This is a genomic window from Streptomyces sp. NPDC042201 (assembly GCF_055582185.1).
In genome coordinates this window covers 101,688-127,972 of record NZ_JBVJDS010000002.1, presented here as the reverse complement: position 1 = coordinate 127,972, position 26,285 = coordinate 101,688, and the positions used below count along the sequence as shown (strand labels likewise).

Genomic DNA, 26,285 nt, shown 5'->3' with positions numbered 1-26,285 from the left:
GAAATTGCGGCAGTCCGTCAGGCCCTCACTTGGTGAGCCACTGGCGAAGCCGGTTCTCGCAGTGGGTGATCCGCTCGACGGCCACGTGCTCGTCGCGCTTGTGGGCGAGCAGCGCGTCACCGGGGCCGTAATTGACCGCGGGCACCCCCAGCCCGCCGAACCGTGAGACATCCGTCCAGCCGAACTTGGGCTGCGCCGTACCGCCCACGGCGGCCATGAACGCGGCCGCGGCGGGGTGCGAGAGGCCCGGCAGGGCCGCCCCCGAGTGGTCGTCCACGACGAACTCCGCGACCCCGCAGTCGGCGAAGACCTCGTGGATATGGGCGAGGGCCTCCTCCTCGCTGCGGTCCGGCGCGTAGCGGTAGTTGACGACGACCGTGCACGCGTCGGGGATGACGTTGTTGGCGACGCCGCCCTCGATCCGTACGGCGTTGAGGCCCTCCCGGTACTCCAGACCGTCGATGACCGGCCGCCGCGGCTCGTACGCGGCGAGGCGGTTCAGGATCGGCGCGGCGGCGTGAATGGCGTTGGAACCCATCCAACTGCGCGCGGAGTGTGCCCGCTCCCCCGCCAGCTGGAGGAAGACCCGCAGGGTGCCCTGACAGCCGCCCTCGACCTGGGCGTCGGACGGCTCCAGCAGGACGGCGAAGTCACCCTCCAGCCAGTCCGGACGGGCTTCGGCCAGATGGCCCAGTCCGTTGAGATGTGCGGCGACTTCTTCGTTGTCGTAGAAGACGAAGGTGAGGTCGCGGTTGGGCTCCGGGACTGTCGCGGCGATCCGCAGCTGTACGGCGACCCCGGACTTCATGTCACTCGTGCCACAGCCCCACAGCACCCCGTCGGAGTCCAGCCGGGAGGGCACGTTGTCGGCGATCGGGACGGTGTCGATATGCCCGGCCAGGATGATCCGCTCACCGCGCCCCAGGTGCGTACGGGCCACGACATTGTTGCCGTACCGGTCGACGGTGAGATGCGGCAGGGTGCGCAGCGCCTGCTCGATCGCGTCGGCGAGCGGCTTCTCCTCGCCGCTGACCGACGGGAAGTCGACCAGACGGGCAGTGAGCGCCGGGCCATCAAGGGTGAGGTCGAGCAGGGTCTCAGACATGATCCGACTCTAGGCGCCGTCCTGGTGCGTCGCGCCGTCCGCACTCTCGCGCCGGTGCCGTCCGTCTCCAGTACGGTGGCCTCGTGTCCGAGACCGCCTCTCCCTCCCGTCACGGCCGCCTCCTGCGTATCGCGGCCGCCTTCGTCGTGCTGCTGGCCCTGGGCGCGTATGTCCTCATGCAGTACGAGACCGGCGGCCGAGGCGCTCCCCGCTGTGTGGTCAAGGCCGCGGACGGGCGGGGCGGCGACAGCCCGACGTACGAGATGAGCCCTGAGCAGGCCGCGAACGCGGCGACGATCTCCGCGGTCGGCACCACCCGCGGGCTGCCCGAGCGTGCGGTCACGATCGCGCTGGCGACCGCCCTCCAGGAGTCCACGCTGCGCAATCTGGACCATGGCGACCGGGATTCGCTCGGTCTCTTCCAGCAGCGTCCCTCGAAGGGGTGGGGCACCGCGGCCCAGATCCAGGACCCGGTCTACTCGGCGGGCCAGTTCTACGACCATCTCGCCAAGGTCCCCGGCTATTCACGGCTGCCGCTCACGGTGGCGGCGCAGCGCGTCCAGCGCAGCGGTTTCCCGCAGGCGTACGCGAAGCACGAGCCGGACGCCACGCTGCTGGCCGCGGCGCTCACCGGCCGGTCCGGCGCCTCACTCACCTGTTCGGCGCCGAACGGCGGCGGCGTTCCGGGTGACCCGGCGAAGGTACGGGCCGCGCTGGTACGGGCCTTCGGCTCCGAGGTGCTGCCCGCGGACGCGGCGGCCGACGGCGCGGGGGCGCCACGCGCGGCCGCCGAGGTGTCCGTACCGGTGGCGGCCATGACGGGCGCGGACGGCGGCGGTCCGGGGGCGCGGCGCGGCTGGGAGCTGGCGCACTGGGCGGTGGCCCAGGCGGACGCGCTGCGAATCGACGAGGTCTCCTACGCGGGCCGGGTGTGGAGCGCGAAGGAAGCGCACAGGGGCTGGCGGAAGGCCGGCGGCGGAACCACGGGACAGGGTGCGGGAGAAGTCCGCATGCGCACCGCGCAGTAGTACGACACATCGCCCGGACGGGGGAGTTCCGCCCGTCCGGAACAGCATTTCTTCCGATGATTCGACATGGCGGTCCGAGGCGCCGAATCCCCTGCGCATCAGGCGAAGTGACGGTTCACCGGGACTTCCCGAACGGCAGTGTTTGTCCGCTTTTAGCCGTAGTTGATAATGCGACGCGTTGCAAAGTCTTTACCCTGGCCCACCGCATCCTTCACCGCCCTTCGAGGGGTTGTCACTGCGTCCGATCGACGGACAAGCACTGTTTCTCTCCCGTCAAAGGAGCACCATGTCCCTCCCCCTGACCCGTCGGATCGCCCGTGCCGCGCTGATCGTCGCGGCGGGCGCAGCCCCCGTGGTCGGTGCGGCCGGCTTCGCGCACGCGGCGGCGCTTCCGCAGGCCACCGACCTGAGCGCGGTCACCGCGCTCGACGGCGCCGCCGTGAGCGACACCGTCGGCACGGCCGGCAGGACCACGACGCCCGTCGCGCAGAAGATGGCCGGCGACACCGCGGGCAGCGCCGGTGAGGTGCTGAGCAAGACGGCCTCGACCGCGACGAAGGGCGCCAAGAAGGCCGCCGCGCCGGCCGACGCGCTCGGTGGCGGTCTGCCGACCGGCCAGCTGCCGGGCAAGGGCCTGCCGCTCGGCTGACCCACCAGCCGACCCACGAAGCACGCGGAAGGACGCACACGGAAGGGGCCCGGGGCGCACATGCCCCCGGGCCCCTTCCTGTGAAGCGCCGTACGGAACCGGCGTCAGCGCAGCCGCTTGACCGCCGCCCCGATCCGCTCATCGGTGGCCGTCAGCGCCACCCGCACATGCCGCTCGCCCGCCGGACCGTAGACATCGCCCGGCGCGACCAGAATGCCCAGCTCCGCGAGGTGCGCCACCGTGTCCCAGCACGGCTCGTCGCGTGTCGACCACAGATACAGGCTCGCCTCGCTGTGCTCGATGCGGAAGCCGTGCGCCTCCAGCGCGCCCCGCAGCGCCGCGCGGCGGGCCGCGTACCGCTCCCGCTGCTCCTGTACGTGCGCGTCGTCACCGAGCGCCGCGACCGTCGCCGCCTGCACCGGTGCCGGCGTCATCATCCCGCTGTGCCTGCGGATGTGCCGCAGCTCCTCCAGGACGGCCGCGTCACCCGCCAGGAAGGCCGCGCGGTACCCGGCCAGGTTGGAGCGCTTGGAGAGCGAGTGGACGGCGACGATCCCCTCGTACGTACCCCCGCAGATGTCCGGGTGCAGTACGGAGACGGGCTCGGCCTCCCAGCCCAGCTCCAGGTAGCACTCGTCGCTGAAGACCAGCACGCCGTGCTCACGCGCCCAGGCGACGATCCGCGTCAGCTCGTCCCGGTCCAGCACCTGTCCGGTGGGGTTGGAGGGCGAATTGAGCCAGAGAAGCTTCAGACCGGCGGGGTCCAGCTCGGTTGGGTCGTCGTACGGGACCGGCTCGGCGCCGCAGAGCCGCGCGCCCACCTCGTACGTCGGGTACGCGAGCCGCGGATGCGCGACCCGGTCGCCGGCGCCGAGGCCGAGCTGCGTCGGCAGCCACGCCACCAGCTCCTTCGAGCCGACCACCGGCAGCACGTTCGCGTGCGTCACCCCACGCGCGCCGAGCCGCCGCTCGGTCCAGCCGGTCAGCGCGTCGCGCAGCGCGGCCGTCCCCCACACCGTCGGATAGCCGGGCGAGTCCGCGGCCGCGACCAGGGCTCGCTGGATCAGGGCGGGGACCGGGTCGACCGGAGTGCCCACGGACAGGTCGACGATCCCGTCCGGATGGGCCGCGGCCGTCGCCTTGTACGGCTCCAGCTTGTCCCAGGGGAAGTCGGGAAGGCGCGAAGAGACTGCGGACACGGTGCTCACTCTTTCTCGTGCGGATGAAACACCACGGTCCCGCACGGCGGGGAAGCCGTACGGGACCGGGGGCGCACTGTCAGCCGTTCTGGGGCGGCAGCGCGGCGATGAAGGGATGGTCACGCTCGATCAGGCCGAGCTTGGAAGCACCACCGGGCGAACCGAGCTCGTCGAAGAACTCGACATTCGCCTTGTAGTAGTCCTTCCACTCCTCCGGGGTGTCGTCCTCGTAGAAGATGGCCTCAACCGGGCATACCGGCTCACAAGCCCCACAGTCGACGCATTCGTCCGGGTGGATGTACAAGGACCGGGAGCCCTCGTAGATGCAGTCGACCGGGCACTCCTCGATGCACGCCTTGTCCTTGACGTCGACACAAGGCTGCGCGATGACGTAGGTCACGCTGTCGTTCCTCCTCGATAGGGCGCGGCGGGCCGATCTGCGGCTCCGTCCACGGGCGCGCGGGAGCGCGGCGTCGTCGATGCCCGCACCTAGTATCTCCGTTCTTGGGCACGATCCGAACAGGAGGGGCGTACAGAGCTGTGGAATTCACTGCCGGCGGACGGTTCGAGATCCGAATGACACGGGCTGACGTGGGCAAACGTGTATCAGTCAGACAGTTGACGGGGGGCGGTCCCGACGTCGAGAAGTTCACCGACACGGTGGGTGTTCTCACATCCTGGGACAACGGTGTGCTGCTGATCACACGACGCACCGGTGAGAGCGTCCGCATCCCCGAGGCGGCGGTGGTCGCGGGCAAGGTGGTGCCGGCCGCGCCGGCCAGACGGCGGGGCCCCGCGGCGACATTCGAGGAGCTGACGCGGGTCTGCGCCCGCGCCTGGCAGCCGGTGGAGAGCGAGCCGCTCGGGCAGTGGCGGCTCAGGGCCTCGTCCGGATTCACCCGGCGGGCCAATTCCGTCCTGCCCCTCGGCGATCCCGGAGTGCCGCTCGACGAGGCGCTGGCCCGGGTGCGGCAGTGGTACGGGGAGCGGGGCCTGCCCCCGTACATCCAGACCGCGACCGGGGCCGAGGGCACCCAGGAGCAGCTGTGCGCGGAGCTGGAGAAGCGCGACTGGTGGCCGGAGGTGACCGCGGAGCTGCGCGTCGGCGCGCTCGCGCGGCTCGGGGACCAGGAAGGCCCCGGCGAGAGCGCCGTCTCCCGGGTGCGGCTCGACCGGAGCTGTGACCCCCCATGGCTCCAGCGTTACCAGCGGTCCGGTGTGCCCGGGCCCCATGTGCTCCACGTACTGAGCAGCGGCCCTTCGGTGTGGTTCGCCTCGGTGCCCGGGGAGACGGGTGTCCCGGCGGCGATCGGCCGCTGTGTGGTCGACGGACGCTGGGCGGGGTTCATGGCGGTGGAGGTCGACCCCGCCCACCGGCGCCAGGGCCTGGCCACGGCCGTGATGACCGCCCTCGCCCGCCGCGCGCTGGAGGAGGGCGCGTCCGCCGCCTGGCTCCAGGTCGAGTCGGACAACGACGCGGCGCGCGCGCTGTACGAGGGCATGGGCTTCGCCGTCCATCACCGCTATCACCACTTCCGATCCTCCTGAGCGGGTACGAGGCGCGTATGTTCCCGGAATCCAGCGACCGGCACCGGCGCTTCGCCGAGGAAGCCCGTGCGGAGCGGCCCGACCTGGCGACGCTCTGTCTGCTCATCGGCGCGGAGGCCGACCCCTCCCTGGGCGAGGCCGGTCTCGACGCCGCCCAGGCCGAGCTGGACCGGCTGGCCGGGCTGCTGCCCTTCGGCATCATGGGAGCGCGTGCCTGGGCGGCCGCGCTCGGCCAACTGCTGGGGACGCGCCACGGCTTCCGCGGCCACGCCGCCGACTACCAACGGCTGGAGTCCTCGCTGCTCCCCGAGGTGCTGCGGCGCAGACGCGGGCTGCCCATTCTGCTCTCGGTGGTCTGGATCGAGGTCGCCCGGCGGGCGGGAGCGCCGGTGTACGGGGTGGCCCTGCCCGGCCACTTCGTGGTCGGCTTCGGGGATCCAGCCGAACGGATCCTCGCCGACCCGTTCGACGGCGGCCGGCTGCTGACGGCCCCGGAGGCGGAGCTGCTCGTCACCGGCGCGACGGGCGGGCCGCCGGAGCCCGCCATGTTCGCGCCGGCCGACCCCCTCGACATCGTCCTGCGCGTCCTGAACAACATCCGCGCCTGGGCCGCCGCCCGCCCGGAACGCACCGATGTCGCGCTGTGGGCGGTCGAGCTGTCCCTGCTGCTGCCCGCCCATCCGGCCAGGCTGCGCTACGACCGCGCCCAGCTGCTCGTCCAGCGCGGGGAGTTCCTGCACGGGGCGGCGGAGATGGAGGAGTACGCACGGGTGGTCGAGGCGGTCGAACCGTCGACGGCGGAGGCGATCCGCCGGAAGGCCCGTGCGGCACGGGCCAGGCTGAACTGAGCGGCTCCCGTCGCACACGGGCCCTCGGGCCCACAGCCGGCCCCGGGACATGCCCCGGGACATGACAGAGCCCCCGCCCGGTGGGGGCGGGGGCTCCGAGACGCGTCTCTTAGCTGGGGTTGAGTTCGATCACCTGGGTGCGCTCGGCGGGGGTCTTGCCGAGCAGCGCCGTGCGCATCGCCTGCGCCACGTCGGCGGAGGAGACCGGGTACTGCTTGCCGTCGCCCTTGGTGATCGTGATGCCGTCGAAGACGCCTTCGAGCAGCTGGTCGATGGCGTTCCTGTCGTAGACGTCGATGAGCTTTCCGTCGACCGCCTTCATGGAGAGGATCTTCGGCAGCGACTTCGCGGGGCCGAACTGGATCTGCTTGTCCCCCGCCTTGATCGTGATCAGGCCGGACATCGCGGGCTTGGCGAAGTCGTTCATCGCCCGGTCCAGTTCCGTCTGGCTGATCGTCGGCTCGCGGGTGGCGACGGGCAGCTCCACGCTGTTCGTCTTCCCCGTCTGGACCTGGGCGCGGTAGGCGTCCCGTACCGAGATGATCGAGTGACTGACGTCCAGCGACGTGCCCGACTTGCCCGGGACGGCGACGGCCTGGTTCGGCTCGAACCTGATCGTGCCCTCGGTGGCCGAGCCCGAGACGCCCGCCAGATCGGTCAGCGCGGAGCTCAGCTTCTCGTCGTCGACGGGGATCACCGGCTCGGCGATCCGGGCGCCGCCGAAGAGCGAGCCGATCACCGAGACGGGGTTGTAGTCGCTGCCGGCCGCGGCGCGGACGGTCGCCTGGCTGTCCAGGCTGAGTCCCGCCTTGTCCGGGGCCAGCTTCTCCGTCTTGCCACCGACGCTGAGCAGCAGCGGCGCGGCGGCGCGCTTGCCGAGGACGGCGTCGAGCTTGATGACCGCCTCGTCACGGGTGCCGCCGATGTCGACGCCCAGGACCGTGGTGCCCTTGGGCACATCGGAGCGGTTCATGAGCAGGCCGGCGCCGTAGAGACCGCCGGCCACCACGAACGCGGCGACGCAGAGGAGGACCAGCTTGGAGCGGCCCTTCTTGGCGGGACGCGACGGAGCCGTGGCGCGCGCGGGGGCCGGCGCCGACGGCGCGGTGCCGTGGGCGGAGCCGACCGGGCCGGGGAAGTCCGGCTTCGAGAAGCCCTGGTCCTGGCCGTGCGAGCCGGGTCCGTCGAACCGGGGGCTCCCGTCCGGGTGCGGCCCTCCGCCCTGCGGGCCCGCGCCGGGGAAGGGCGAGCGGTGCTCCGGTGGGACCACCGGGATTCCGCTGGTCAGCGTGTCTCCGGAGACATGGCCGCCGGGGCCGGGATCGGGTACGTGCTGCTGCGGGGTCAGCTCGGCGGTGTCGTCGGACATCCGCGGAGAACCGCCCTGGCCCGCGCCCGGCGGGCTGCCGAGCGACGAGGGCGGGGTGCCCAGCGATGAGCTGCCGGTGGCGGGTCCGGTGGTCGGGCCGTGGGGCCCGGCACCGGAACCGGGGGGACGGATGCCGAGCGGCGGGGTGGTCGGGCCGCCCGGCACGAAGCCGTTGCCCCCGGATCCCGTGTGACCGGCCCCGGCCGCGAGCTCGCTGAGCGAGCCGCCGCCGGTCGGCGGGTTCGGCCGCGGTCCTTCGGAGTAGTACGGCTGACCGGGGCCCCGGTCGGTCCCCGGGTCGCCCGGAGGCGGCGTGGAACCGCCCGAGACGGCGGCCGCGCCCGCGCCCATGCCCGCCGGCCCCGACTTGCGGGGCGCGAACCAGTCGCTGGTGGACTTGTCCCCGGCCTGACCGGCCGGATTCTCCTCGGCGGCCTGGTCCCGCCGGGCGTCGGCGGTGTCCTGGGCGGCGTCGGGCCTGGGGACGGCGCCCGTGCGCTCGGCCGCCTGGATGCCCCGGCCGTCGGTGGTGTCGCTGTCGCCCATGGGCGTACGCATCACGACAGGCGGGATCGGCCGCGAGCCCGGAATGTTGATCCGGATGCGCGTGGTCAGCGTGGTCTCGGTTCTGGGCTCGTCCGGCTGCGGGGACGGCGCGGTGTCCGTCTCCTCCGGAGCGTCCTGCTGGGGATGCAGCGACGGATACTGGCGGGATCCGTACGGCGGTGTCCCCGAGGGGTAGGCGGCTCCGCCGCGCCCCTGGGGCCCGGAGGACGAACTGTCAGTTTCACGACTCAAAGCAAGTTCTCCCGGTTGGCTCCGCCGCCCGTTCTTACTGGTACGCAACTGTTCAGGTTCCCCATGCCGGAGGCGAGGGGAAGGCCCGGAGCGCGCACCACCATACTGGCCTCCGCCGACAGACACCCGACGGCCAGGGGAAGCGACGCTCCGCGGGCCGTACGGACAGGGTCAATTCAGCAGCAGCCGGACGCGTCACTTCTCAAGTCGGCCGGACTTCGTGCCCGGTTGCGGCAACCGCGTCATGGTGGCACACATCACAGCCACCACCATGCCGCCCAGCAGGTAGACGAGCGGCCCGAAGCCCGCGGCGAAGATCCCGTCGCCCTCCGGGCGGCCGATGCTCAGCAGGACGGCCGCGATCAGCCAGCCGGCCGCGGGCGCCCCGACGCCCAACTGGGTGCCGGTGACATACAGCCCGCCGAAGAAGAGTCCGGCCGTGGCGAGCAGCGCGAGCGCCAAACCGCCGGGAAACCAGCCGCCTTGGACGAGGGAGCCCGCGATGCCGACCAGGGCCCCGAGGACGAGCAGAGTGAGATATGCGGCGATACGTCCGGGTCTGGGCGGGCCGGAAAGCCCGCCACCGGGCCGGAGCTGACCGCTCACGCGCCCACCCCCGCGAAGAGATCGTTCTCACGTTCGCCGGCGGGCGCTCCGGAGGCGCCGCGCACCAACTGGTAGTACTCGGCGGCGAAGATCGGCTGACCCAGATCGTTGGAGAGGGCGAAGAAAGGCCCGTCCACGGCGATTTGGGTGGCGTGCGCGCGCATCGCGGCCGCCTTCCGCGTCGCGTACGGGCCGCCGTCGATCGCCGCGGTGATCTCCGCGTCGTCGACCACGCCCGGAATGTCATCGATCGCGGCGACGCCGGGGAAGTCGGCACCGGCCGCGCGCAGCCGGGCGAAGCCCTCCTCGGCGACCGAGCGCGGCACGCGGTTCCAGTAGATCTTCCCGATGGTGTGCGGCGGACCCAGCTCCGGCCGGACAGCGGCGTCGGCGGCCAGATCGGCGGCGCGCATGGCGACGCGGTGGGCCTGGATGTGGTCGGGGTGACCGTAGCCGCCGTGCGGGTCGTACGTCACCAGCACCTGCGGGCGCAGCTCACGGATCACCTCGACGAGGTACCCGGCGGCCGCGTCGACGTCCGCGTTCCAGAAGGCGTTCTCGCGGTGGTTCTGCTCCAGGCCCATCATCCCGGAGTCCCGGAACCGCCCAGGACCGCCGAGGAAGCGGTGGTCGGTGACCCCCAGCTCCCGCATGGCGGCCGTGAGTTCACCGATCCGGTGGGCGCCGAGGGTGTCATCCCGACCGGCCGCCAGATGGGCGAGGTCGGGCAGGATGACCTCGCCCTCTTCACCGAGGGTGCAGGTCACCAGGGTGACCTGCGCGCCCTCGGCGGCGTACCTGGCCATGGTGGCGCCATTATTGATCGACTCGTCGTCGGGGTGCGCGTGCACCAGCAGCAGACGGCGGGCGGCTAGATCGGTCATGAGGACAGCCTACGAGGCGGCGTGTGGTCCTCCCCGGCCGGTGACCGGCCGGTGGACCTAGAACTTGATCCCGCCGATCATCCCTGCCACGTTCGTGGTCAGTTCACTGATGGTGGGGGCGATGGAGGAACTGGCCATGTAGAACCCGAGCAGCATGCAGACCACCGCGTGTCCGGCTTTCAGCCCGGATTTCCGGACCAGCAGGAAGACGACGATCGCCAGCAGCACCACCGCCGAAATCGAGAGTGCCACGGCGGTTCACCTCCATAGATATTCCGTAGGGAAAACGCGGCATGCATGTGCCCGGCAGGTTCATACCCACCTAACGCTACGGATCATAACTATCCGTACGTACGCATCGATCGGTGCACGGCAGCACATGGGGGCGCACGGACGCTGACGGACGGCTCGTGGATCGGCCCGGAAGGGCGACCCACCCCTTAAAGTTCGGTCGCATGACCTCGAGGCAGCAGCTCTCCTTCCCCCGCCAGCACGCCAGGACTCAGCGGTTCACGCTCGGCGCCCCACGGGCGTTCACGGTGTCGCCCGACGGCGCGCGGGTGGTCTTCCTGCGTTCCGGCTCGGGGACGGACCGCGCGAACCGGCTCTGGGTGCTCGATCTCGAAGGCCCGTCGTCGGACGAGGGGCGTGAGCGGATCGCCGCGGACCCGGACGTGCTGCTGGGCGGCGCCACCGAGCGGCTCTCCGCCGAGGAGCGCGCACGCCGCGAGCGTAGCCGTGAGGGGTCCGGAGGCATCGTCGGCTACGCGGTGGACGGCGCGGTCGAACTGGCCGCGTTCGCGCTGTCGGGGCGGCTGTACGCGGCCGAGCTGCGGGCCGGGACGGCGCGCGAACTGCCCGCCCAGGGACCGGTGGTCGACCCGCGGCCCTCGCCGGACGGCCGTCACGTCGCCTACGCGGCCCAGGGAGCGCTTCGCGTGATCGGGGCGGACGGGGAGGGCGACCGCGAGCTGGCGGGGCCGGAGGAGGCCGGGAGCGCCGATGTCACCTACGGTCTCGCGGAGTTCATCGCGGCCGAGGAGATGAGCCGCTCACGCGGCTACTGGTGGTCCCCCGAGTCCGACCGGCTGCTGGTGGCGCGGGTGGACACGACGCCGGTGCGGCGGTGGTGGATCTCCGATCCCGCGCACCCGGACCGGGAGCCGGCCCAGGTCGCCTACCCGGCGGCGGGCACCCCCAACGCCGAGGTGCGGCTCTTCCTCGTCGGTCTGGACGGATCGCGTACGGAGGTGACCTGGGACCGGGCCGCCTATCCGTATCTGGCCCGGGTCCACTGGTCGGCGGCGGGCGCGCCCCTGCTGCTCGTACAGACCCGCGATCAGCGCGGCCAGCTGTATCTGGCGGTGGACACGGACAGCGGCGCGACCCGGACCGTGCACCGGGACGAGGATCCGGCCTGGCTGGAGCTGTTCCCCGCGGTGCCCGCCTGGGCGCCCGACGGCAGGCTCGTCAGGATCGCCGACGAGGGGGGCGCACGGGTTCTGGTGGTCGGCGACCGGGCGCTGACGGGGGCGCAGTTGCATCTGCGGGCGGTGCTGGACATCGCTGAGCACGACGTCCTGGTCTCGGCGTCGGCCGGTACGGAGGCCGCCGGTCCCGAGACCGGCGAGATCCATGTGTACCGGGTCAACGAGCTGGGGATCGAGCGGTTCTCGGCGGGCGCGGGGGTGCACTCCGCCGTGCGTGCGGGCGGGGTGACGGTGCTGGTCTCGGCCCGGCCGGCCGTCGCCGGATCGTCCGTGCAGGTGTTCAAGGACGGCAAGCAGATCGCCACGATCGCCTCGTACGCCGAGCAGCCGGTGCTCACGGCGCACGCCCGGCTCACTGAGGGGGGCGCACAGCGAATTCCGTGCGCCGTGCTGCTCCCCACCGGCTATCAGGAGGCGGATGGTCCGCTTCCTGTTCTGCTGGATCCGTACGCCGGCCCGCACGGCCAGCGCGTGGTGGCCGCCCAGAACGCGCATCTCACCTCCCAGTGGTTCGCCGACCAGGGGTTCGCGGTGATCGTCGCCGACGGCCGGGGCACCCCGGGCCGGTCACCCGCCTGGGAGAAGTCGGTCAAGGGGAATCTTCTGCTCACCCTGGACGACCAGATCGAGGCGCTGCGGGACCTCGCGGGGCGGTTCCCGCTCGACACCGGGCGGGTGGCCATCCGCGGCTGGTCGTACGGCGGGTATCTCGCCGCGCTCGCCGTACTGCGCCGCCCCGATGTCTTCCACGCCGCGGTCGCGGGCGCCCCGGTCACCGATCTGCGGCTGTACGACACCCACTACATGGAGCGCTACCTCGGCACGCCGGAGGAGGCGCCCGAGGTGTATGCCGCCAACTCACTCGTGACGGACGACGGGCTCTCGGCGCCGGAGAATCCCGCGCGGCCCTTGATGATCATCCATGGGCTCGCCGACGACAATGTGGTGGTGGCACACACGCTACGGCTCTCCTCGGCGCTGCTCTCGGCAGGCCGGCCGCACGAGGTGCTGCCGCTCACCGGGGTGACCCATATGACACCGCAGGAGCAGATCGCGGAGAACCTGCTGCTGCTCCAAGTCGACTTCCTCAAGCGGTCGCTGGGGATGTCCTGAGCGGTCGGGCGGGGCGGGCGCACAGCAGGCGACCGGCCAGGACTCTGGAGTCCCGGCCGGTCTACGGCACCCGCACGGCCGTACGCTGTACAGCCTGACGCGTCCGTATATCGGTGCGGGGTCCGCCAAGTTGCGCGCGCGTTAACGAAATTATTGCTATTTACGTGGGTTTGTCCTCTTGGGCGAAGTGACAGGCCGAGGGGTGCGCGGCAGGCCCCGGCAGATCCCGGAAGACCGCCGGGACCGCCAGCTCCGGCACCTCCAGCGCGCAGCGCTCCCGCGCCTTCCAGCAGCGGGTGCGGAAGCGGCAGCCGGACGGGGGATTCGCCGGCGACGGGACATCACCCACCAGGATGATCCGGTCGCGGCGCTCGCGCGCCGTGGGGTCGGGCGGCGGCACGGCGGAGAGCAGCGCCTGGGTGTACGGATGCGTGGGGTGCTCGTAGATCTCCGCGTCCGAGCCGATCTCGGCCAGCCGCCCCAGATACATCACCCCGACCCGGTCGGAGATGTGCCGGACGATCGACAGGTCGTGCGCGATGAAGATGTAGGAGAGGTTGAACTCGTCCTGGAGCTTCTCCATCAGGTTGATGACCTGGGCCTGTACGGAGACATCGAGCGCCGAGACCGGCTCGTCGGCGACGATGATCTCCGGCCGGAGGGCGAGACCGCGGGCGATGCCGATCCGCTGGCGCTGGCCGCCGGAGAACTGGTGCGGATACCGGTTGACGTACTCCGGGTTGAGCCCGACCACATCCAGCAGGTCCTGGACCTTGCGGCGCCGGTCGCCCTTGGGCGCCACCTCGGGGTGGATCTCGTACGGCTCCCCGATGATGTCGCCGACGGTCATCCGGGGGTTCAGTGAGGTGTACGGGTCCTGGAACACCATCTGGATGTTCCTGCGGACCGCCTTCAGCGCGCGTCCGGACAGCTGGGTGATGTCCTGGCCCCGGTACCGGATCCGGCCGGCCGTCGGCCGCTCCAGATGCACCAGCATCCTCGCCACGGTCGACTTGCCGCAGCCCGACTCCCCCACGATGCCGAGGGTCTCGCCGGGCGCCAGGTCGAAGGAGACCCCGTCGACCGCCCGCACCGCCCCGATCTGCTTCTTGAACAGGATGCCCCGGGTCAGCGGATAGTGCTTGACGAGGTCCCGTACCTCCAGAATCGGTTCAGCCGCCGTGGTTGTGGCCATCGAGCGTCTCCTTCCAGAAGTAGCAGGCGCTCCGCCGGTCCCCGGTCACCTCGAAGAGCGGCGGCACGTCCGTCCGGCACACGTCCCTGGCCCTCGGGCAGCGGGGGTTGAAGGCGCAGCCGGGCGGGATGTCCAGGAGGTTCGGCGGCAGTCCCTTGATGGCGTAGAGCTGCCGGCCCTTCTGGTCCAGGCGCGGGATCGAGTCCAGCAGACCGCGGGTGTAGGGATGCGCCGGCGCCTTGTAGATCTCGTACACCGGCGCGGTCTCCACGATCCGGCCCGCGTACATCACCGCGATCCGGTCGGCGACATCGGCGACGACCCCCAGGTCATGGGTGATCAGGATCAGCCCCATGTCCAGTTCGCGCCGGAGCTCCGCGAGCAGATCCATCACCTGGGCCTGGACGGTCACGTCCAGGGCGGTCGTCGGCTCGTCGGCGATGATCAGCGAGGGTTCCAGCGCCAGGGCCATCGCGATCATGATGCGCTGACGCATCCCGCCGGAGAACTGGTGCGGATAGTCGCCGGCCCGCTCCTTCGCCGCCGGGATCCTGACCCGGTCCATCAGCTCGACGGCCTTCGCCCGTGCCTGTCTGCGGGACATTCCCCGGTGCACGATGAACATCTCGCCGAGCTGGTCGCCCACGGTGAGCACGGGGTTGAGCGAGGACAGCGCGTCCTGGAAGATCATCGCCATCTCGGCGCCGCGGAGCTTGCGCCGCTCGCGCTCCGTGAGTTTCAGCAGATCCCGGCCCTGGAAGAGCACTTCACCGCCGGTGATCCGGCCGGGCGGCATGTCCAGGATTCCCATGACCGCCTGTGCGGTGACGGACTTGCCGGAGCCCGACTCCCCCAGCACGGCCAGCGTCTCGCCCGCCTCCACCGCGAAGGAGACGCCGTTGACGGCGTGGGCGATGCCGTCGCGGGTGTGGAACTCCACCCGCAGATCGCGGACTTCGAGCAGCATGGAACGGGGCTCCTCAGCGCAGCTTGGGGTCGAGGGCGTCGCGCACCGCGTCGCCGAGCATGATGAACGCGAGCACGGTGACCGCCAGCGCGCCGGCCGGCCAGAGCAGCATGTGCGGGGAGTTGCGGATGTACGGGGAGGCGTCCGAGATGTCGATTCCCCAGGACACGGTCGGCGGCTTGAGCCCCACACCGAGGTAGGAGAGGGTCGCCTCCAGCGCGATGAACGTACCGAGCGCGATGGTCGCGACGACGATCACCGGCGCGACGGCGTTGGGCAGGATGTGCCGCAGCATCATCCGCGTGTTGGAGGCGCCGAGCGCCCGCGCCGCCTGGACGAAGTCGTTCTGTTTGATGGTGATGACGGAGCCGCGGGCGATCCGGGAGATCTGCGGCCAGCCCAGCAGCACCATGAAGCCGATCACCGGCCAGACGGTGGAGCTGGTCACCACGGACAGCAGTACCAGGCCGCCGAGGACCACCGGGATCCCGAAGAAGATGTCGGTGATCCGGGAGAGGACCGCGTCCCAGGAGCCGCCGAAGAAGCCGGCGAGACCGCCGAGCACCGAGCCGGTGACGGCGACACCGAGCGAGGCGCAGACCCCGACGACGACCGAGGTCCTGGCGCCGTACACGGTACGGGTGTAGACGTCGCAGCCCTGCCCGTTGAAGCCGAAGGGGTGGCCGGGCCGGGAGCCCTCCTGGGCCTTGGCGAGATCGCAGGACAGCGGATTCCCGGTGGCGATCAGTGACGGCCAGAGGGAGATGACCACCAGGAAGACGATGACGAGCCCCGAGACGAGGAAGACGGGGTCGCGGCGCAGATCGCGCCAGGCGTCCGACCAGAGGCTGCGCGGCCTGCCGGTGGGCCCGCCGCCGTCGGGCCCTGCTGGACCCCGCTCCAGGGTGAATCCCTCGCTGGTGGCGAGGTCCATCCCGCCACCGGCTCCGGTCGCCGCGACGGCTCCGTCGTCGGGCCGGGAAAGCTGCGGCTCAGGCATACCGGATCCTCGGGTCGAGAACGGCGTACAACAGGTCGACCAGGAGATTGGCGACCAGGAAGACGATGACGAGCACGGTCACGAAGCCGACGACGGTCTGGGTGTTCTGGCGCAGGATGCCCTGGTAGAGCTGGAATCCGACGCCGTGGATATTGAAGATCCGCTCGGTGACGATGGCGCCGCCCATCAGGGCGCCGATGTCCGTACCGATGAAGGTGACCACCGGGATCAGTGAGTTGCGCAGCAGATGCCGGGTGATGACCCGCCGTCCCGGCAGGCCCTTGGCGACGGCGGTGCGGACGTAGTCGGAGCGGCGGTTCTCGGCGATCGAGGTGCGGGTCAGCCGGGTGACGTACGCCAGGGAGACCGAGGCGAGGACCAGTCCGGGCACGATCAGCTCACCGATCGGCGCGGCGGCGGAGACCGACGGACCGATGATCTTCCACCGCACGCCGAGCACCAGCTGCGCCAGCAGTCCGGTGACGAAGGTCGGGACGGCGATGACCACCAGCGTCAGCAGCAGTACGGAGGTGTCGACCGGGCGGCCGCGGCGCAGCCCGGTGATCACGCCGAGGGTGATGCCGATGATGACCTCGAAGACGACGGCCACGATCGTCAGCCGGATAGTGACCGGGAAGGCCGTGGCCATCAGGTCGATGACCTTCTGGCCGTTGAAGGCGGTGCCGAAATCGCCGGTGAAGACATGCCCCATGTACGTGAGGTACTGCTGCCAGAGCGGCATATCGAGGCCGAAGTCATGGCGCAGCCGGGCCTCGGTCGCCGGATCGCACTGCCGTTCGCCGCAGAGCCCCGCGACGGGGTCGCCCATCACATTGACCATCAGGAAGATCAGCAGCGTGGCGCCGACGAAGACGGGGATCATCTGCAGCAGACGGCGGATCACATAACGTCCCATGAGGCGCTCCGGGGGTCGTGTTCGTCGGATGCGGGACAGGCACGGTCCGGCCGGGGTCAGCTGACCTTGATCCGGTGGTAGACCGGCACGCTGAAGGAGTTCAGCGCGACCTGGTTGACCCGGTCCGAGTAGCCGGCGCTGCCGTTCTGGTACCAGAGCGGGATGGCGGCCATCTGGTCCCGTACGACCCGTTCGGCCCGCTGGAACGTCCCGATCGCCGTCTTCGGGTCCGTCTCGGCGTTGGCCTCGTCGACCAGCTGGTCGAACTGGGCGTTGCTCCACTTGCCGTCGTTGGACGAGGCGTCGGTGTAGTAGAGCGGCTGGAGGAAGTTCTGGATCAGCGGGTAGTCCATCTGCCAGCCCGCCCGGAACGGCCCGGTCAGCTTCTTGCCCCCGATCTGGTTGCGGAAGTCAGCGAAGGTGCCGACGGGCTTGCCGGCACAGGACGTGTCGTTGCCCAGCACGTTGTTGATGCTGTTACAGACCGCGTCGACCCACTCCTTGTGGGATCCGGTGTCGGCGTTGTACGTGATCGTGAGCGCGCCGCCGGGGATGCCGCCGGCGTCCGAGATCATCTTCTTCGCCGTCGCCGCGTCGAAGTCGCAGGCACCGCCGCAGAGTCCGGCCTTGTAGCCGCCGTCCGCGCCGAGCACCGGAGAGGTCCAGTCGGTCGCCGGGGTGCGGGTCTTCCGGAAGATCGTCTCGGTGATCTGCTTGCGGTTGATCGCCATGGAGAGGCCGGTGCGGACCTTGGCGGCGGCCGGGGTGGTCCACGCCGGGTCGTAGTAGGGGAAGGCGAGGGTCTGGATGATGCCGGCCGGGGTGTTGATGTACCGGCCGCTCAGGTCGGCCTTCACATTCTTGAGCTGCGCGGCCGGGACATCGTCGACGAGATCGAGATTGCCCGCGACCAGGTCGGTGTAGGCGGTGTTGTTGTCCGTGTAGACCACGAGGTCCACGCCACCGTTCAGCGCCTTGTCATCGCCCGGGTAGCCCTTCCTGGTGCGCAGGGACATCTGGGCGCCCCTGGTGTAATTCTGGACCGTGTACGGGCCGTTGCCGACGGGCTTGGACAGCCAGCCCGCGTGGTGGTCGAAGAAGGTCCTGGGCAACGGCGCGAACGCGGCGTACCCCAGGGTGTCCGGCCAGGTGGAGAAGCGCTGCGACAGCGTGACGGTGAACGTCCGGGCGCCGGTGACCTTCAGGCCGGACAGGGTCTGCGCGGTGGGCTGCCCCGAGGCCGGGTGGACCGCGTCGTACCCGTCGATGTACTGGAAGAAGTACGCGTTCTTCTGGTTGTTCCTGAGGTTCGCGCCGTAGTTCCAGGCGTCCACGAAGGACCTTGCCGTGACCGGCTCGCCGTTGCTGAAGGTCCAGCCGTTCCTGACGGTGACGGTGTAGTGCGTCGAGTCCGTGGTGTCGATCTTCTCCGCGAGGGCGTTCTCTGCCTTGCCGGTCCTCGGGTCGTACCGCTTCAGCCCCCGGAAGATCATGTCGAGGACCTTGCCGCCCTGGACCTCGTTGGTGTTCGCGGGTTCCAGCGGGTTCTGCGGGTCACCCCAGGAGGAGCGCACCACGCCGTTGACGCCGCCGACGGCGCCGGTCCCCCCACCGCAGGCCGTCGCGGCGAGGGCGGCGGCCACCGCGCATGCGGCCCACCGGGCATGCGTGGCTCCGCGCATGGAAGTACCTCCTCGGAGTACGTGTCCTTTGTAAGATCACATATTGATCGATAGCGCACGACACGCTCATTTACCCCGCCCGTGCGAGCGGCGCACCCCCCGGATGTACGCATTCCGAAGAACCGGTGGCCACATATCGAACTCAATGCCCAGATCTTCCGGCTACGTCGTGAACATCCTTTCGATTGAGCCAAAGGGAAAACATGCTTGGCCCATGAACTGGTCATGCACCGGTCAAGCTACAAAAGAGGGCTTCAAGGCCGCCTGCGATTCATTGACCCTGCATCAATCGCGTTGACAAGGTCCGCATAGCCCGTGGGCACGACCGCGGCGTCCTTCGACCTTTCCGGCCAGGAGCACCATGACCTCCCCCACTCCTCCGGCCACCGTCCCGCTCGAAGTAGTGGCCGAGAACAGCGCCGAGAGCCCGGCGTCCCCGACGCCCAAGGGCGCCGCGGGCCGCTCTCCCGGGCAGCTCGCCCGGCGCCGTTTCAAGCGCGACAGGACCGGCGTCATATCGGGCTATGTCGTCGTCTTCTTCTTCGTGGTGGCCATTTGCGCGCCGCTGATAGCCGCGCTGTACGGGAAGAATCCGTACGACACCTACGGCCAGGACGACACGAGCCTGCTCAATGAATTCGGCTTTCCCGTCGCGCCCAACGGCGGTATCAGCGGCGACTTCTGGTTCGGCATCGAGCCTGGCCTGGGCCGGGACGTCTTCACGTTTCTGCTCTACGGCATCCGGAATTCGCTGCTGATCGCCACGGCGACCACCCTGCTGGTGACGGTGCTCGGCATTGTCATCGGCGTGACCGCCGGCTACCTCGGCGGGAAGACCGACTACCTCATCGGCCGGGTCATCGACATCCTGCTGGCGTTTCCCTCGACGCTGTTCTTCATCGCCTTCTGGCCGGTGATGATCTCGATCCTGGTGTCGCCGGAGGAGAACACCCCGGTCTGGCTGACCGTCGTCAGCCTCATCTCGGTCATGACCGCCTTCGGCTGGGCGCCCATCGCACGGCTGCTGCGCGGCGAGGTACTCGCCCTGCGCGAGCGGGAGTTCGTGGAGGCGGCCAAGGTGACCGGCGCCTCCCCGGCGCGGATCATCTTCAAGGAGCTGCTGCCCAACCTGTGGACGCCGATCCTCATCCAGGCGACGCTCGCGCTCCCCCTGTACGTCACGGCCGAGGCGGGTCTCGCCTTCCTCGGCGTGGGGCTCAGCTCACCGACCCCGGACTGGGGCGTGATGATCCAGCGCGGCTCCAGCGTCTACCAGAACGACATCACCTTCATGCTCTTCCCGGGCCTGTCGATGGTGGTGTTCGTGATCGCTTTCAACCTGCTCGGCGACTCGGTCCGCGACGCGCTGGACCCGAAGACCAAGCGCTGAACCCCACGTTCCTCTCCGGACCGGGCGACGGGGCCCGCCGGAGCGACCATCTCTCCTCATCGACCAGGGCAGGATGCCATGTCCCTTTCCCGCAGAAACTTCATCATCGCCACGTCGGTCGCGGCCGGCGGTTCCATGGCCCTCTCCGCGTGCAGCAGCGGAGGCTCGGGCGGCGGCGGCAGCAAGGGAGGCGGGCACGGGGGCGCGGACACGTACACGGGCTCCGTCACCGTCGGCACCAAGGAGGACTCGGCAGGGCCGGCCCCCGCGGTCGAGGGCTCCCGCAAGGGCGGCACGATCCGCGGCATCGCCCCGGACGATTTCTCCCACCTCGACCCGCAGCGCATCTACTTCACCTGGAACTCGGCCGTCGGCAATCTGTACATCCGCTGCCTCACCGGTTACAAGATCGCGGCGGACGGCTCCATGAAGCTGGTGGGCGACCTCGCCACCGACGCGGGCACCATGGCCGACGGCGGCAAGACCTGGACCTTCACCCTGAAGGACGGTCTGAAGTGGGAGGACGGCAGCGAGCTGACCGTGGACGACGTGCGCCACGGCATCGAGCGCGGCTTCGCGTCCTTCACCACGGAAGGCGCGGGCTACGCCCAGACCGCCCTGACCGGCTCCCAGGACTTCCGGGCCGGCTACAAGGGCCCGTTCAGCGGCAAGCACCTCGACTCCGTCGTCACCGACACCGCCGCGAAGACCATCACCTTCACACTGAAGCTGGCCCGCCCGGACCTCAACTTCACGCTGGCGATGAGCTCCTACGGCGCCGTGCCGGTCAAGCTCGACACCAAGGAGAAGTACGACAAGGACCCGGTCTCCGCGGGCCCGTACCGGATCAAGCAGCACGCCGTCGACAAGTCGATGACGCTGGTGCGCAACCCGCACTGGGACGAGAAGACCGACGCGATCCGTACGGCGTACCCGGACAGCTTCGTCTTCGAGTTCGGCCCCGAGTCGCTCGCCGCCTCGGACCGTCTGATCGCCGACTCCGGCGACGACCAGTACGCCGTCATGGCGTACAGCGGTGTGCCGGCCGAGCGCATCCAGCAGGTGCTCACCGACCCCGAGCTGAAGAAGCGCAGCGTCAACGGGCTGCTGAGCGGCATCTACTACTACGCGATCAACACCCGGCGCATCACCGACCTCAAGGTGCGCCAGGCGCTCATCCACGCCTGGCCGCTGGAGCAGATCCGCAAGATCTACGGCGGGCCCTCGGCGGGCGACTTCGCGACCACCATCCTCAGCCCCGACATCCTGGGCCGCGAGAAGTTCGACATCTACAACAAGCTGAAGAAGCCCCAGGGTGACCCGGAGGCCGCGAAGAAGCTGCTGACGGAGGCCGGCAAGGTAGGCCAGAAGATCGTCTACGCCTTCCCGCAGAGCGACACGTACGACAAGACCAAGGTCGTCATCGAGAGCGCCCTGAAGAAGGCCGGCTTCGACCCGGTCATCAAGCAGCTCGACTCCACCAGCTACTACGACCAGGTCCAGCAGATCGACAACAAGTTCGACGTGATGTGGTTCGGCTGGTCCCCGGACTGGCCGACCGGCTACACCCTGATCCAGCCGCTCCTGGACGGCGCCACCGTCGCCAACGGCGCCAACAACATCTCCCAGCTGAAGGTCTCCTGGGTCGACGAGGCGATCAAGAAGAACGCCGTGGTCGCGGACCCGGCGGCGGCCGGCAAGGCCTGGGCCGAGCTCGACAAGCGGATCATGACGGAGGAGGCGCCGATCATCCCCGAGACGTACCAGCGCCGCTTCTACCTGTACGGCTCGAAGGTCGGCGGGGCGCTCTTCGACCCGCTGTTCTCCTCGGTGGTCCTCTACCGGCTGTACGCCAAGGCCTGACGCCCATGTCCGGGGCGGGGCGCCGGCCCGGCGCCCCGCCCGCCCCCCTCATCGGCGTCTGCCAGGGAAACCCATCGCCATGCTCCGCTTCCTCGTCCGCCGGACCCTCGGCGCGCTGGTGATCCTGCTGATCATCAGCGCCATCACCTTCGTCCTCTTCTACGTCGCGCCACGCGATCCCGCACGGGTCGCCTGCGGCAAGGTCTGCACGCCCGAGACACTCGCGCTGGTACGGCACAACCTGGGGATCTCCGACCCGCTGCCCGTGCAGTACTGGCACTGGCTCCAGGCGGTGTTCGTCGGCCGCGACTACAGCTCGTTCGGGCACTGCCCCGCGCCGTGCCTCGGCTACTCGTTCCACAACCGCGAGCCGGTCCTCGGCACCATCCTCGACCGCTTCCCGACCACGCTCTCCCTCTCCATCGGCAGCGCCGTCGTGTTCGTGATCCTCGGGGTGGGCGCCGGCATGCTCGCCGCGGTCAAGCAGGGCAAGGCGCTGGACAAGGTGGCGTCCTCCGCGTCCCTGATCGGATCCTCGCTGCAGATCTACATCGTCGGCGTGGTCGCCATGTACTACCTGTCGGACCAGTGGCACATCCTCAGCAGGCCCAAGGACGTCCCGATCACCGAGGACCCGGCGGCCTGGTTCCAGGGACTGCTGCTGCCGTGGTTCATCCTCGCGCTGATCTTCACGGCCAACTACACGCGGATGGCCCGCTCCCAGCTGGTCGAGACCCTCAACGAGGACTACGTGCGCACCGCGCGCGCCAAGGGCCTGTCCCGCAGAACGGTCTTCTTCCGGTTCGCCTGGCGGGGCGCGATGGGCCCGATCGTCACGATCTTCGGTCTCGACGTCGGCTATCTCCTCGGCGGCGCGATCATCACCGAGAAGACCTTCAATCTGCACGGGATCGGCGCGCTCTCCGTCAAGGCCGTACAGGACAACGACCTGCCGCTGCTGCTCGGTGTGGTGCTGGTCGCGGCCGGCGCCATCGTCGTCTTCAACATCGTCGTCGACGCCGTGTACGCCCTCATCGACCCGCGCGTGCGCCTCGCCTAGGAGAGACCCCATGAGCACCCCCTTCCTCTCCGTACGCGATCTGCGCGTCCACTTCTCCACCGAGGATGGCACCGTCAAGGCCGTCGACGGGCTGTCCTTCGACGTGGAGCAGGGCAGGACGCTCGGCATCGTCGGCGAGTCCGGCTCCGGAAAGTCCGTCACCAATCTGGCGATCCTGGGGCTGCACGACCGCGAACACACCGCGATCGACGGCGAGATCGTCCTCGAAGGCCGCGATCTGCTCACCGCGAGCGAACGGGAGCTGGAGCGGCTGCGCGGCAACACGATGTCCATGATCTTCCAGGACGCGCTGGCCTCCCTCTCGCCGTACCACACCATCGGACGGCAGATCTCGGAGACGTACCGCAAGCACACCGGCGCCTCCAGGAAGGCCGCCCGTGAGCGGGCGGTCGAGATGCTGAAGCGGGTCGGCATCCCCCAGCCGGATCTGCGGGTCGACGACTATCCGCACCAGTTCTCCGGCGGTATGCGGCAGCGGGCGATGATCGCGATGGCGCTCGTCTGCGACCCCGAGCTGCTGATCGCGGACGAGCCGACGACCGCGCTGGACGTCACCGTGCAGGCCCAGATCATGGACTTGCTCAAGGACCTCCAGCAGGAGACCGGGACCTCGATCATCTTCATCACCCACGATCTGGGCGTGATCGCCGACATCGCGGACGACGTGCTGGTGATGTACGGCGGACGGTGCGTGGAGCGCGGCACCAAGAAGGAGGTGCTGCGGGCGCCCCAGCACCCGTACACCTGGGGGCTGCTGGGCTCCATGCCCCGCCTCAGCTCCCCCGTCGATGTGCCGCTGTCCCCCATTCCCGGCACCCCGCCGAGCCTGCTCAACCCGCCGACGGGCTGCTGCTTCCATCCGCGCTGCGCCTTCACCGAGCAGGTGGAGGGCGCCCGCTGCCCGACCCTGCGGCCGCCGCTGGAGCTGGTCGACGGGCGCGGAGCGGCCTGCCATCTCACCGCCGGGCAGCGCGCCGAGTTCGCCGCCGACTTCGCCGCTTCCCGGCCCCAGTGACGTACAAGAGACGGGACTTCACCACCATGAGCAGTACGACCCCCCTCCTGGACGTCTCCGGACTCACCAAGCACTTCCCGATCCTGGGCGGCTTCCCGGTCAGACGGAAGATCGGCGCGGTGCAGGCCGTGGACGGGCTGGACTTCTCGGTCACCGAGGGCGAGAGCCTGGGCCTGGTCGGCGAGTCCGGCTGCGGCAAGTCGACGACGGGCCGGCTCATCACCCGGCTGCTGGAGCCGACGGCCGGCCGGATCACCTACCGCGGGCAGGACATCACCCACGCCTCGCGCAGACAGCTGGCGCCGGTACGCTCCGAGATCCAGATGATCTTCCAGGACCCGTACGCCTCGCTGAACCCCCGGCAGACGGTCGGCAAGATCATCGCCGGTCCGATGGAGATCAACGACGTCAGCCCGCCGGGCGGCCGCGAGAAGCGGGTACGGGAGCTCCTGGAGACCGTGGGTCTCAACCCCGAGCACTACAACCGCTTCCCGCACGAGTTCTCCGGCGGTCAGCGCCAGCGCATCGGAGTGGCCAGGGCGCTGGCCCTGGAGCCGAAGCTGATCGTGGCGGACGAGCCGGTCTCGGCGCTGGACGTCTCCATCCAGGCGCAGGTGGTCAACCTGCTCCAGCGGCTCCAGCGCGACCTCGGTATCGCCTTCGTCTTCATCGCGCACGACCTCGCCGTCGTACGCCACTTCTCGCAGCGGGTCGCGGTCATGTACCTCGGCAGGATCGTGGAGATCGCCGACCGGGACGAGCTGTACGGCAACCCGCGCCACCCCTACACCAGGGCACTGCTCTCCGCCGTGCCCGAGGCCACCGCGGAGGACGTCCCGGCGCGAGAGCGGATCCGTCTCGTCGGCGATGTGCCCTCGCCGGTCCATCCGCCCTCCGGCTGCCGCTTCCGCACCCGCTGCTGGAAGGCGACGGACCTGTGCGCGAGCGAGACTCCGCCGCTGGCACGGGCAGACGGCAGCCGTGACGGCCATCTGACCGCCTGCCACTACCCGGAGGAGACGGGGACCGTGGTGTCCCGCGCCGCGGGCAGTGGCTCCGAAGACCCCGTGGCAGGGGCCTGAACACCCCGTCAGCACAGCCCTGCCGACCGAACCGGTCCCCGGCCCATTGACCCGAGCCATCCCATGAGACCGGTTCCCGGGGACGGCGAAGGCCCGTACCGACCGTGGTCGGCACGGGCCTTCCTCCCCCGTACCCGCTGCCTTCCTCCCCCGTACCCGCTGCCGTCGTCCCCCGTGACGTACGGCGCGTCACACCGGGAGCGTGACCTCCCAGGTGTCCACCGCGAAGTGCGGCCGCATGCCGTTGGCCTCGTAGAGCTTCAGCGCGCCGGTCGCGTTCCGCGTGTCGACGCCGAGGCCGACGGTGTCCCGGCCCCGCCCGGCGAAGGCGCTGAAGGCGTGGCGCAGCAGATACCCGCCGAGACCGCGGCCGCGGGCCTCCTTGACCACGCCGACATTGCGGATCCAGCCCATCGACTCGCGGTCGTCACGGGCGACGAGCACGGCCGCGTCGCCTAGGCCCTGTCCGGTCGATCTTCGCGGGCCCGCGACGCCCGGCACGGCACCTCGCCGCGTTGTCGGAGTCGTCCAAGTACGTCCAGTACGAGGACGATCCTCCGCCTTGCGATGTACCGCACCGGACGCCGCGGGCTGATCCACGAAGATCGACCGGACAGGACCCAGCCCCTCGACGGCGGCGATCAGGACCAGCGACCAGTCGAGCCGGCCGGCGTCCAGGTCGTCGAGCCACTGCTCGTACGTACGGGGCCGGTGGTCGAAGTGTTCGGCGAAGGTCCGCTCCCACAGCTCGTGCGCCCGCCGGCGGTCGGCCTCGGCGGCGCAGTCCCGCAGGGTCACCCCCGGGGGCGGCACGGGCACGGGACAGCTTTCCCCGGACACCTTACGAACCATCACCTGATAGCGCCGTACCCGCTGCCAGCCGCGCCCGTCGATGAGCGCGGTGTCCAGCGTGGGCGCGGAGTTGAGATGCATATGGACGATGGCGCGCGCGGCGCCGTTGGCCCCGGCCCGCCGCACCGCGCGGGCCTCCATCAGCTCGAACAGCCGTACCGCCGCGACCGGTCGGCCGGGCAGCACGTAGTGGTCCATGTCGATGCGCTCGCCGCCGGAGTCGTCCCACAGCAGCCCGTACGCGACGAGCTCGCTGTTCTCGTGGGCCAGCCAGGAGTCGGCTTCGAGGTCCACCCCGGGGCGGCCGAGATCGGCCTCCACCGCGGGCAGATCGGTCTCGGGCCCGCCGATCTCCAGGACGTCGATCGCATTGAGCAGATCGCGTATCGCGGGGGCGTCGTCGAGCGTGGCGGGGCGGACGGAAAGGGCCATGCGGCCACTGTCGGGCGCCGCCGGACCGGCGCGCAACGGCTTTTCGTACCGGCACCGCACAGAGCGGCGCCCGGAAACAATCGGTTCCGGGGGCCGCTCTTTTCTCTTCCGCGTGTCTCGCACCGCAAAGGTCCCACCCCGTGGACGACGTCCCGCTCCTCTGCAAAATGGTA

Annotated in this window: 23 protein-coding genes; 10 read left to right on the top strand and 13 right to left on the bottom strand. The window is 70.2% G+C overall.

Annotated features, from left to right (window positions below):
- Positions 1-25 precede the first annotated feature (25 nt).
- Complete coding sequence (gene dapE, locus ACZ6MZ_RS04435; protein ID WP_469349764.1) at positions 26-1,105, bottom strand: succinyl-diaminopimelate desuccinylase; 1,080 nt, start codon at positions 1,103-1,105, stop codon at positions 26-28.
- A gap of 83 nt (positions 1,106-1,188) precedes the next feature.
- On the opposite strand from dapE, the gene ACZ6MZ_RS04430 reads away from it, so the two are divergent.
- A complete protein-coding gene (locus ACZ6MZ_RS04430; protein ID WP_469349763.1) occupies positions 1,189-2,133 on the top strand; it encodes a VldE C-terminal domain-containing protein in 945 nt (314 codons plus the stop codon).
- Between the two features lie 286 nt (positions 2,134-2,419).
- Positions 2,420-2,782 carry an ATP-binding protein gene (locus tag ACZ6MZ_RS04425; protein WP_384189919.1) on the top strand — a complete coding sequence of 121 codons (363 nt, stop codon included), beginning with the start codon at positions 2,420-2,422 and terminating at the stop codon, positions 2,780-2,782.
- A 104-nt stretch (positions 2,783-2,886) separates the two neighbouring features.
- Here the strand turns inward: ACZ6MZ_RS04425 and ACZ6MZ_RS04420 are convergent, their stop codons facing one another.
- Together ACZ6MZ_RS04420 and fdxA are read right to left on the bottom strand one after the other, a co-directional pair.
- Complete coding sequence (locus tag ACZ6MZ_RS04420; protein ID WP_469349761.1) at positions 2,887-3,981, bottom strand: bifunctional succinyldiaminopimelate transaminase/glutamate-prephenate aminotransferase; 1,095 nt, start codon at positions 3,979-3,981, stop codon at positions 2,887-2,889.
- Positions 3,982-4,060: 79 nt separating this feature from the next.
- Positions 4,061-4,381: a ferredoxin gene (gene fdxA, locus ACZ6MZ_RS04415; RefSeq protein ID WP_003985062.1), complete on the bottom strand. Its 321-nt coding sequence runs from the start codon at positions 4,379-4,381 to the stop codon at positions 4,061-4,063.
- 140 nt (positions 4,382-4,521) lie between these two features.
- Here fdxA and ACZ6MZ_RS04410 point away from each other — a divergent pair, with 140 nt between their 5' ends.
- Positions 4,522-5,529 (top strand): GNAT family N-acetyltransferase, encoded by a 1,008-nt coding sequence (locus ACZ6MZ_RS04410; RefSeq protein ID WP_469349760.1) that lies wholly within the window; start codon positions 4,522-4,524, stop codon positions 5,527-5,529.
- A gap of 17 nt (positions 5,530-5,546) precedes the next feature.
- Positions 5,547-6,377, top strand: coding sequence for a transglutaminase family protein (locus ACZ6MZ_RS04405; protein ID WP_469349758.1), 831 nt, complete (start codon positions 5,547-5,549; stop codon positions 6,375-6,377).
- A gap of 109 nt (positions 6,378-6,486) precedes the next feature.
- Here ACZ6MZ_RS04405 and ACZ6MZ_RS04400 read toward each other — a convergent pair whose 3' ends face one another.
- From ACZ6MZ_RS04400 to ACZ6MZ_RS04385, 4 genes are all read right to left on the bottom strand, one after another.
- Positions 6,487-8,544, bottom strand: coding sequence for a peptidoglycan binding domain-containing protein (locus ACZ6MZ_RS04400; RefSeq protein ID WP_469349756.1), 2,058 nt, complete (start codon positions 8,542-8,544; stop codon positions 6,487-6,489).
- 195 nt (positions 8,545-8,739) lie between these two features.
- Positions 8,740-9,150: a DUF6113 family protein gene (locus ACZ6MZ_RS04395; RefSeq protein WP_469349755.1), complete on the bottom strand. Its 411-nt coding sequence runs from the start codon at positions 9,148-9,150 to the stop codon at positions 8,740-8,742.
- Positions 9,147-10,034 (bottom strand): N-acetyl-1-D-myo-inositol-2-amino-2-deoxy-alpha-D-glucopyranoside deacetylase, encoded by an 888-nt coding sequence (gene mshB, locus ACZ6MZ_RS04390; protein WP_469349753.1) that lies wholly within the window; start codon positions 10,032-10,034, stop codon positions 9,147-9,149. Before mshB ends, ACZ6MZ_RS04395 begins: the two co-directional genes overlap by 4 nt.
- A 57-nt stretch (positions 10,035-10,091) precedes the next feature.
- Entirely contained in the window at positions 10,092-10,286 is a 195-nt protein-coding gene (locus ACZ6MZ_RS04385; protein ID WP_114622452.1) for a DUF2304 family protein, read from the bottom strand.
- Between the two features lie 203 nt (positions 10,287-10,489).
- Between ACZ6MZ_RS04385 and ACZ6MZ_RS04380 the strand changes: the two genes are divergently transcribed.
- Entirely contained in the window at positions 10,490-12,637 is a 2,148-nt protein-coding gene (locus ACZ6MZ_RS04380) for a S9 family peptidase (protein ID WP_469349751.1), read from the top strand.
- Between the two features lie 160 nt (positions 12,638-12,797).
- On the opposite strand, the gene ACZ6MZ_RS04375 is transcribed toward ACZ6MZ_RS04380, so the two are convergent.
- The 5 genes from ACZ6MZ_RS04375 to ACZ6MZ_RS04355 are packed head-to-tail and all read right to left on the bottom strand — an operon-like array spanning position 12,798 to position 18,397.
- Positions 12,798-13,832 carry an ABC transporter ATP-binding protein gene (locus ACZ6MZ_RS04375; RefSeq protein ID WP_384189939.1) on the bottom strand — a complete coding sequence of 345 codons (1,035 nt, stop codon included), beginning with the start codon at positions 13,830-13,832 and terminating at the stop codon, positions 12,798-12,800.
- Positions 13,810-14,799 (bottom strand): ABC transporter ATP-binding protein, encoded by a 990-nt coding sequence (locus tag ACZ6MZ_RS04370; RefSeq protein WP_469349749.1) that lies wholly within the window; start codon positions 14,797-14,799, stop codon positions 13,810-13,812. The genes ACZ6MZ_RS04375 and ACZ6MZ_RS04370 overlap by 23 nt, the downstream gene beginning before the upstream one ends.
- Before the next feature lie 13 nt (positions 14,800-14,812).
- Positions 14,813-15,799 (bottom strand): ABC transporter permease, encoded by a 987-nt coding sequence (locus ACZ6MZ_RS04365; RefSeq protein ID WP_384189944.1) that lies wholly within the window; start codon positions 15,797-15,799, stop codon positions 14,813-14,815.
- Positions 15,792-16,715 (bottom strand): ABC transporter permease, encoded by a 924-nt coding sequence (locus ACZ6MZ_RS04360; RefSeq protein ID WP_384189946.1) that lies wholly within the window; start codon positions 16,713-16,715, stop codon positions 15,792-15,794. Before ACZ6MZ_RS04360 ends, ACZ6MZ_RS04365 begins: the two co-directional genes overlap by 8 nt.
- A gap of 56 nt (positions 16,716-16,771) precedes the next feature.
- On the bottom strand, positions 16,772-18,397 hold the full coding sequence (locus ACZ6MZ_RS04355; RefSeq protein WP_469349747.1) for a peptide ABC transporter substrate-binding protein: 1,626 nt from the start codon (positions 18,395-18,397) through the stop codon (positions 16,772-16,774).
- A 361-nt stretch (positions 18,398-18,758) separates the two neighbouring features.
- On the opposite strand from ACZ6MZ_RS04355, the gene ACZ6MZ_RS04350 reads away from it, so the two are divergent.
- From ACZ6MZ_RS04350 to ACZ6MZ_RS04330, 5 genes are all read left to right on the top strand, one after another.
- Positions 18,759-19,787: an ABC transporter permease gene (locus tag ACZ6MZ_RS04350; RefSeq protein ID WP_469349745.1), complete on the top strand. Its 1,029-nt coding sequence runs from the start codon at positions 18,759-18,761 to the stop codon at positions 19,785-19,787.
- A gap of 78 nt (positions 19,788-19,865) precedes the next feature.
- Entirely contained in the window at positions 19,866-21,650 is a 1,785-nt protein-coding gene (locus tag ACZ6MZ_RS04345; RefSeq protein ID WP_469349743.1) for an ABC transporter substrate-binding protein, read from the top strand.
- Between the two features lie 79 nt (positions 21,651-21,729).
- The gene (locus ACZ6MZ_RS04340; protein ID WP_469349741.1) at positions 21,730-22,710 is read left to right on the top strand and encodes an ABC transporter permease; all 981 of its coding nucleotides are present in this window, start codon (positions 21,730-21,732) and stop codon (positions 22,708-22,710) included.
- Positions 22,711-22,720: 10 nt separating this feature from the next.
- Complete coding sequence (locus tag ACZ6MZ_RS04335) at positions 22,721-23,746, top strand: ABC transporter ATP-binding protein (protein WP_469349739.1); 1,026 nt, start codon at positions 22,721-22,723, stop codon at positions 23,744-23,746.
- Between the two features lie 26 nt (positions 23,747-23,772).
- A complete protein-coding gene (locus ACZ6MZ_RS04330) occupies positions 23,773-24,828 on the top strand; it encodes an ABC transporter ATP-binding protein (RefSeq protein ID WP_389792278.1) in 1,056 nt (351 codons plus the stop codon).
- Positions 24,829-25,017: 189 nt separating this feature from the next.
- Here ACZ6MZ_RS04330 and ACZ6MZ_RS04325 read toward each other — a convergent pair whose 3' ends face one another.
- A complete protein-coding gene (locus ACZ6MZ_RS04325; protein ID WP_469349737.1) occupies positions 25,018-26,112 on the bottom strand; it encodes a GNAT family N-acetyltransferase in 1,095 nt (364 codons plus the stop codon).
- Positions 26,113-26,285 lie beyond the last annotated feature (173 nt).

What these genes read in the sequence shown, in the direction of transcription:
- dapE (WP_469349764.1), bottom strand. Translation starts at nt 1,105, where the DNA reads ATGTCTGAGACCCTGCTCGACCTCACCCTTGATGGCCCGGCGCTCACT.
- ACZ6MZ_RS04425 (WP_384189919.1), top strand. Translation starts at nt 2,420, where the DNA reads ATGTCCCTCCCCCTGACCCGTCGGATCGCCCGTGCCGCGCTGATCGTC.
- ACZ6MZ_RS04405 (WP_469349758.1), top strand. Translation starts at nt 5,547, where the DNA reads ATGTTCCCGGAATCCAGCGACCGGCACCGGCGCTTCGCCGAGGAAGCC.
- mshB (WP_469349753.1), bottom strand. Translation starts at nt 10,034, where the DNA reads ATGACCGATCTAGCCGCCCGCCGTCTGCTGCTGGTGCACGCGCACCCC.
- ACZ6MZ_RS04380 (WP_469349751.1), top strand. Translation starts at nt 10,490, where the DNA reads ATGACCTCGAGGCAGCAGCTCTCCTTCCCCCGCCAGCACGCCAGGACT.
- ACZ6MZ_RS04375 (WP_384189939.1), bottom strand. Translation starts at nt 13,832, where the DNA reads ATGGCCACAACCACGGCGGCTGAACCGATTCTGGAGGTACGGGACCTC.
- ACZ6MZ_RS04370 (WP_469349749.1), bottom strand. Translation starts at nt 14,799, where the DNA reads ATGCTGCTCGAAGTCCGCGATCTGCGGGTGGAGTTCCACACCCGCGAC.
- ACZ6MZ_RS04365 (WP_384189944.1), bottom strand. Translation starts at nt 15,799, where the DNA reads ATGCCTGAGCCGCAGCTTTCCCGGCCCGACGACGGAGCCGTCGCGGCG.
- ACZ6MZ_RS04360 (WP_384189946.1), bottom strand. Translation starts at nt 16,715, where the DNA reads ATGGGACGTTATGTGATCCGCCGTCTGCTGCAGATGATCCCCGTCTTC.
- ACZ6MZ_RS04355 (WP_469349747.1), bottom strand. Translation starts at nt 18,397, where the DNA reads ATGCGCGGAGCCACGCATGCCCGGTGGGCCGCATGCGCGGTGGCCGCC.
- ACZ6MZ_RS04350 (WP_469349745.1), top strand. Translation starts at nt 18,759, where the DNA reads ATGACCTCCCCCACTCCTCCGGCCACCGTCCCGCTCGAAGTAGTGGCC.
- ACZ6MZ_RS04345 (WP_469349743.1), top strand. Translation starts at nt 19,866, where the DNA reads ATGTCCCTTTCCCGCAGAAACTTCATCATCGCCACGTCGGTCGCGGCC.
- ACZ6MZ_RS04340 (WP_469349741.1), top strand. Translation starts at nt 21,730, where the DNA reads ATGCTCCGCTTCCTCGTCCGCCGGACCCTCGGCGCGCTGGTGATCCTG.
- ACZ6MZ_RS04335 (WP_469349739.1), top strand. Translation starts at nt 22,721, where the DNA reads ATGAGCACCCCCTTCCTCTCCGTACGCGATCTGCGCGTCCACTTCTCC.
- ACZ6MZ_RS04330 (WP_389792278.1), top strand. Translation starts at nt 23,773, where the DNA reads ATGAGCAGTACGACCCCCCTCCTGGACGTCTCCGGACTCACCAAGCAC.
- ACZ6MZ_RS04325 (WP_469349737.1), bottom strand. Translation starts at nt 26,112, where the DNA reads ATGGCCCTTTCCGTCCGCCCCGCCACGCTCGACGACGCCCCCGCGATA.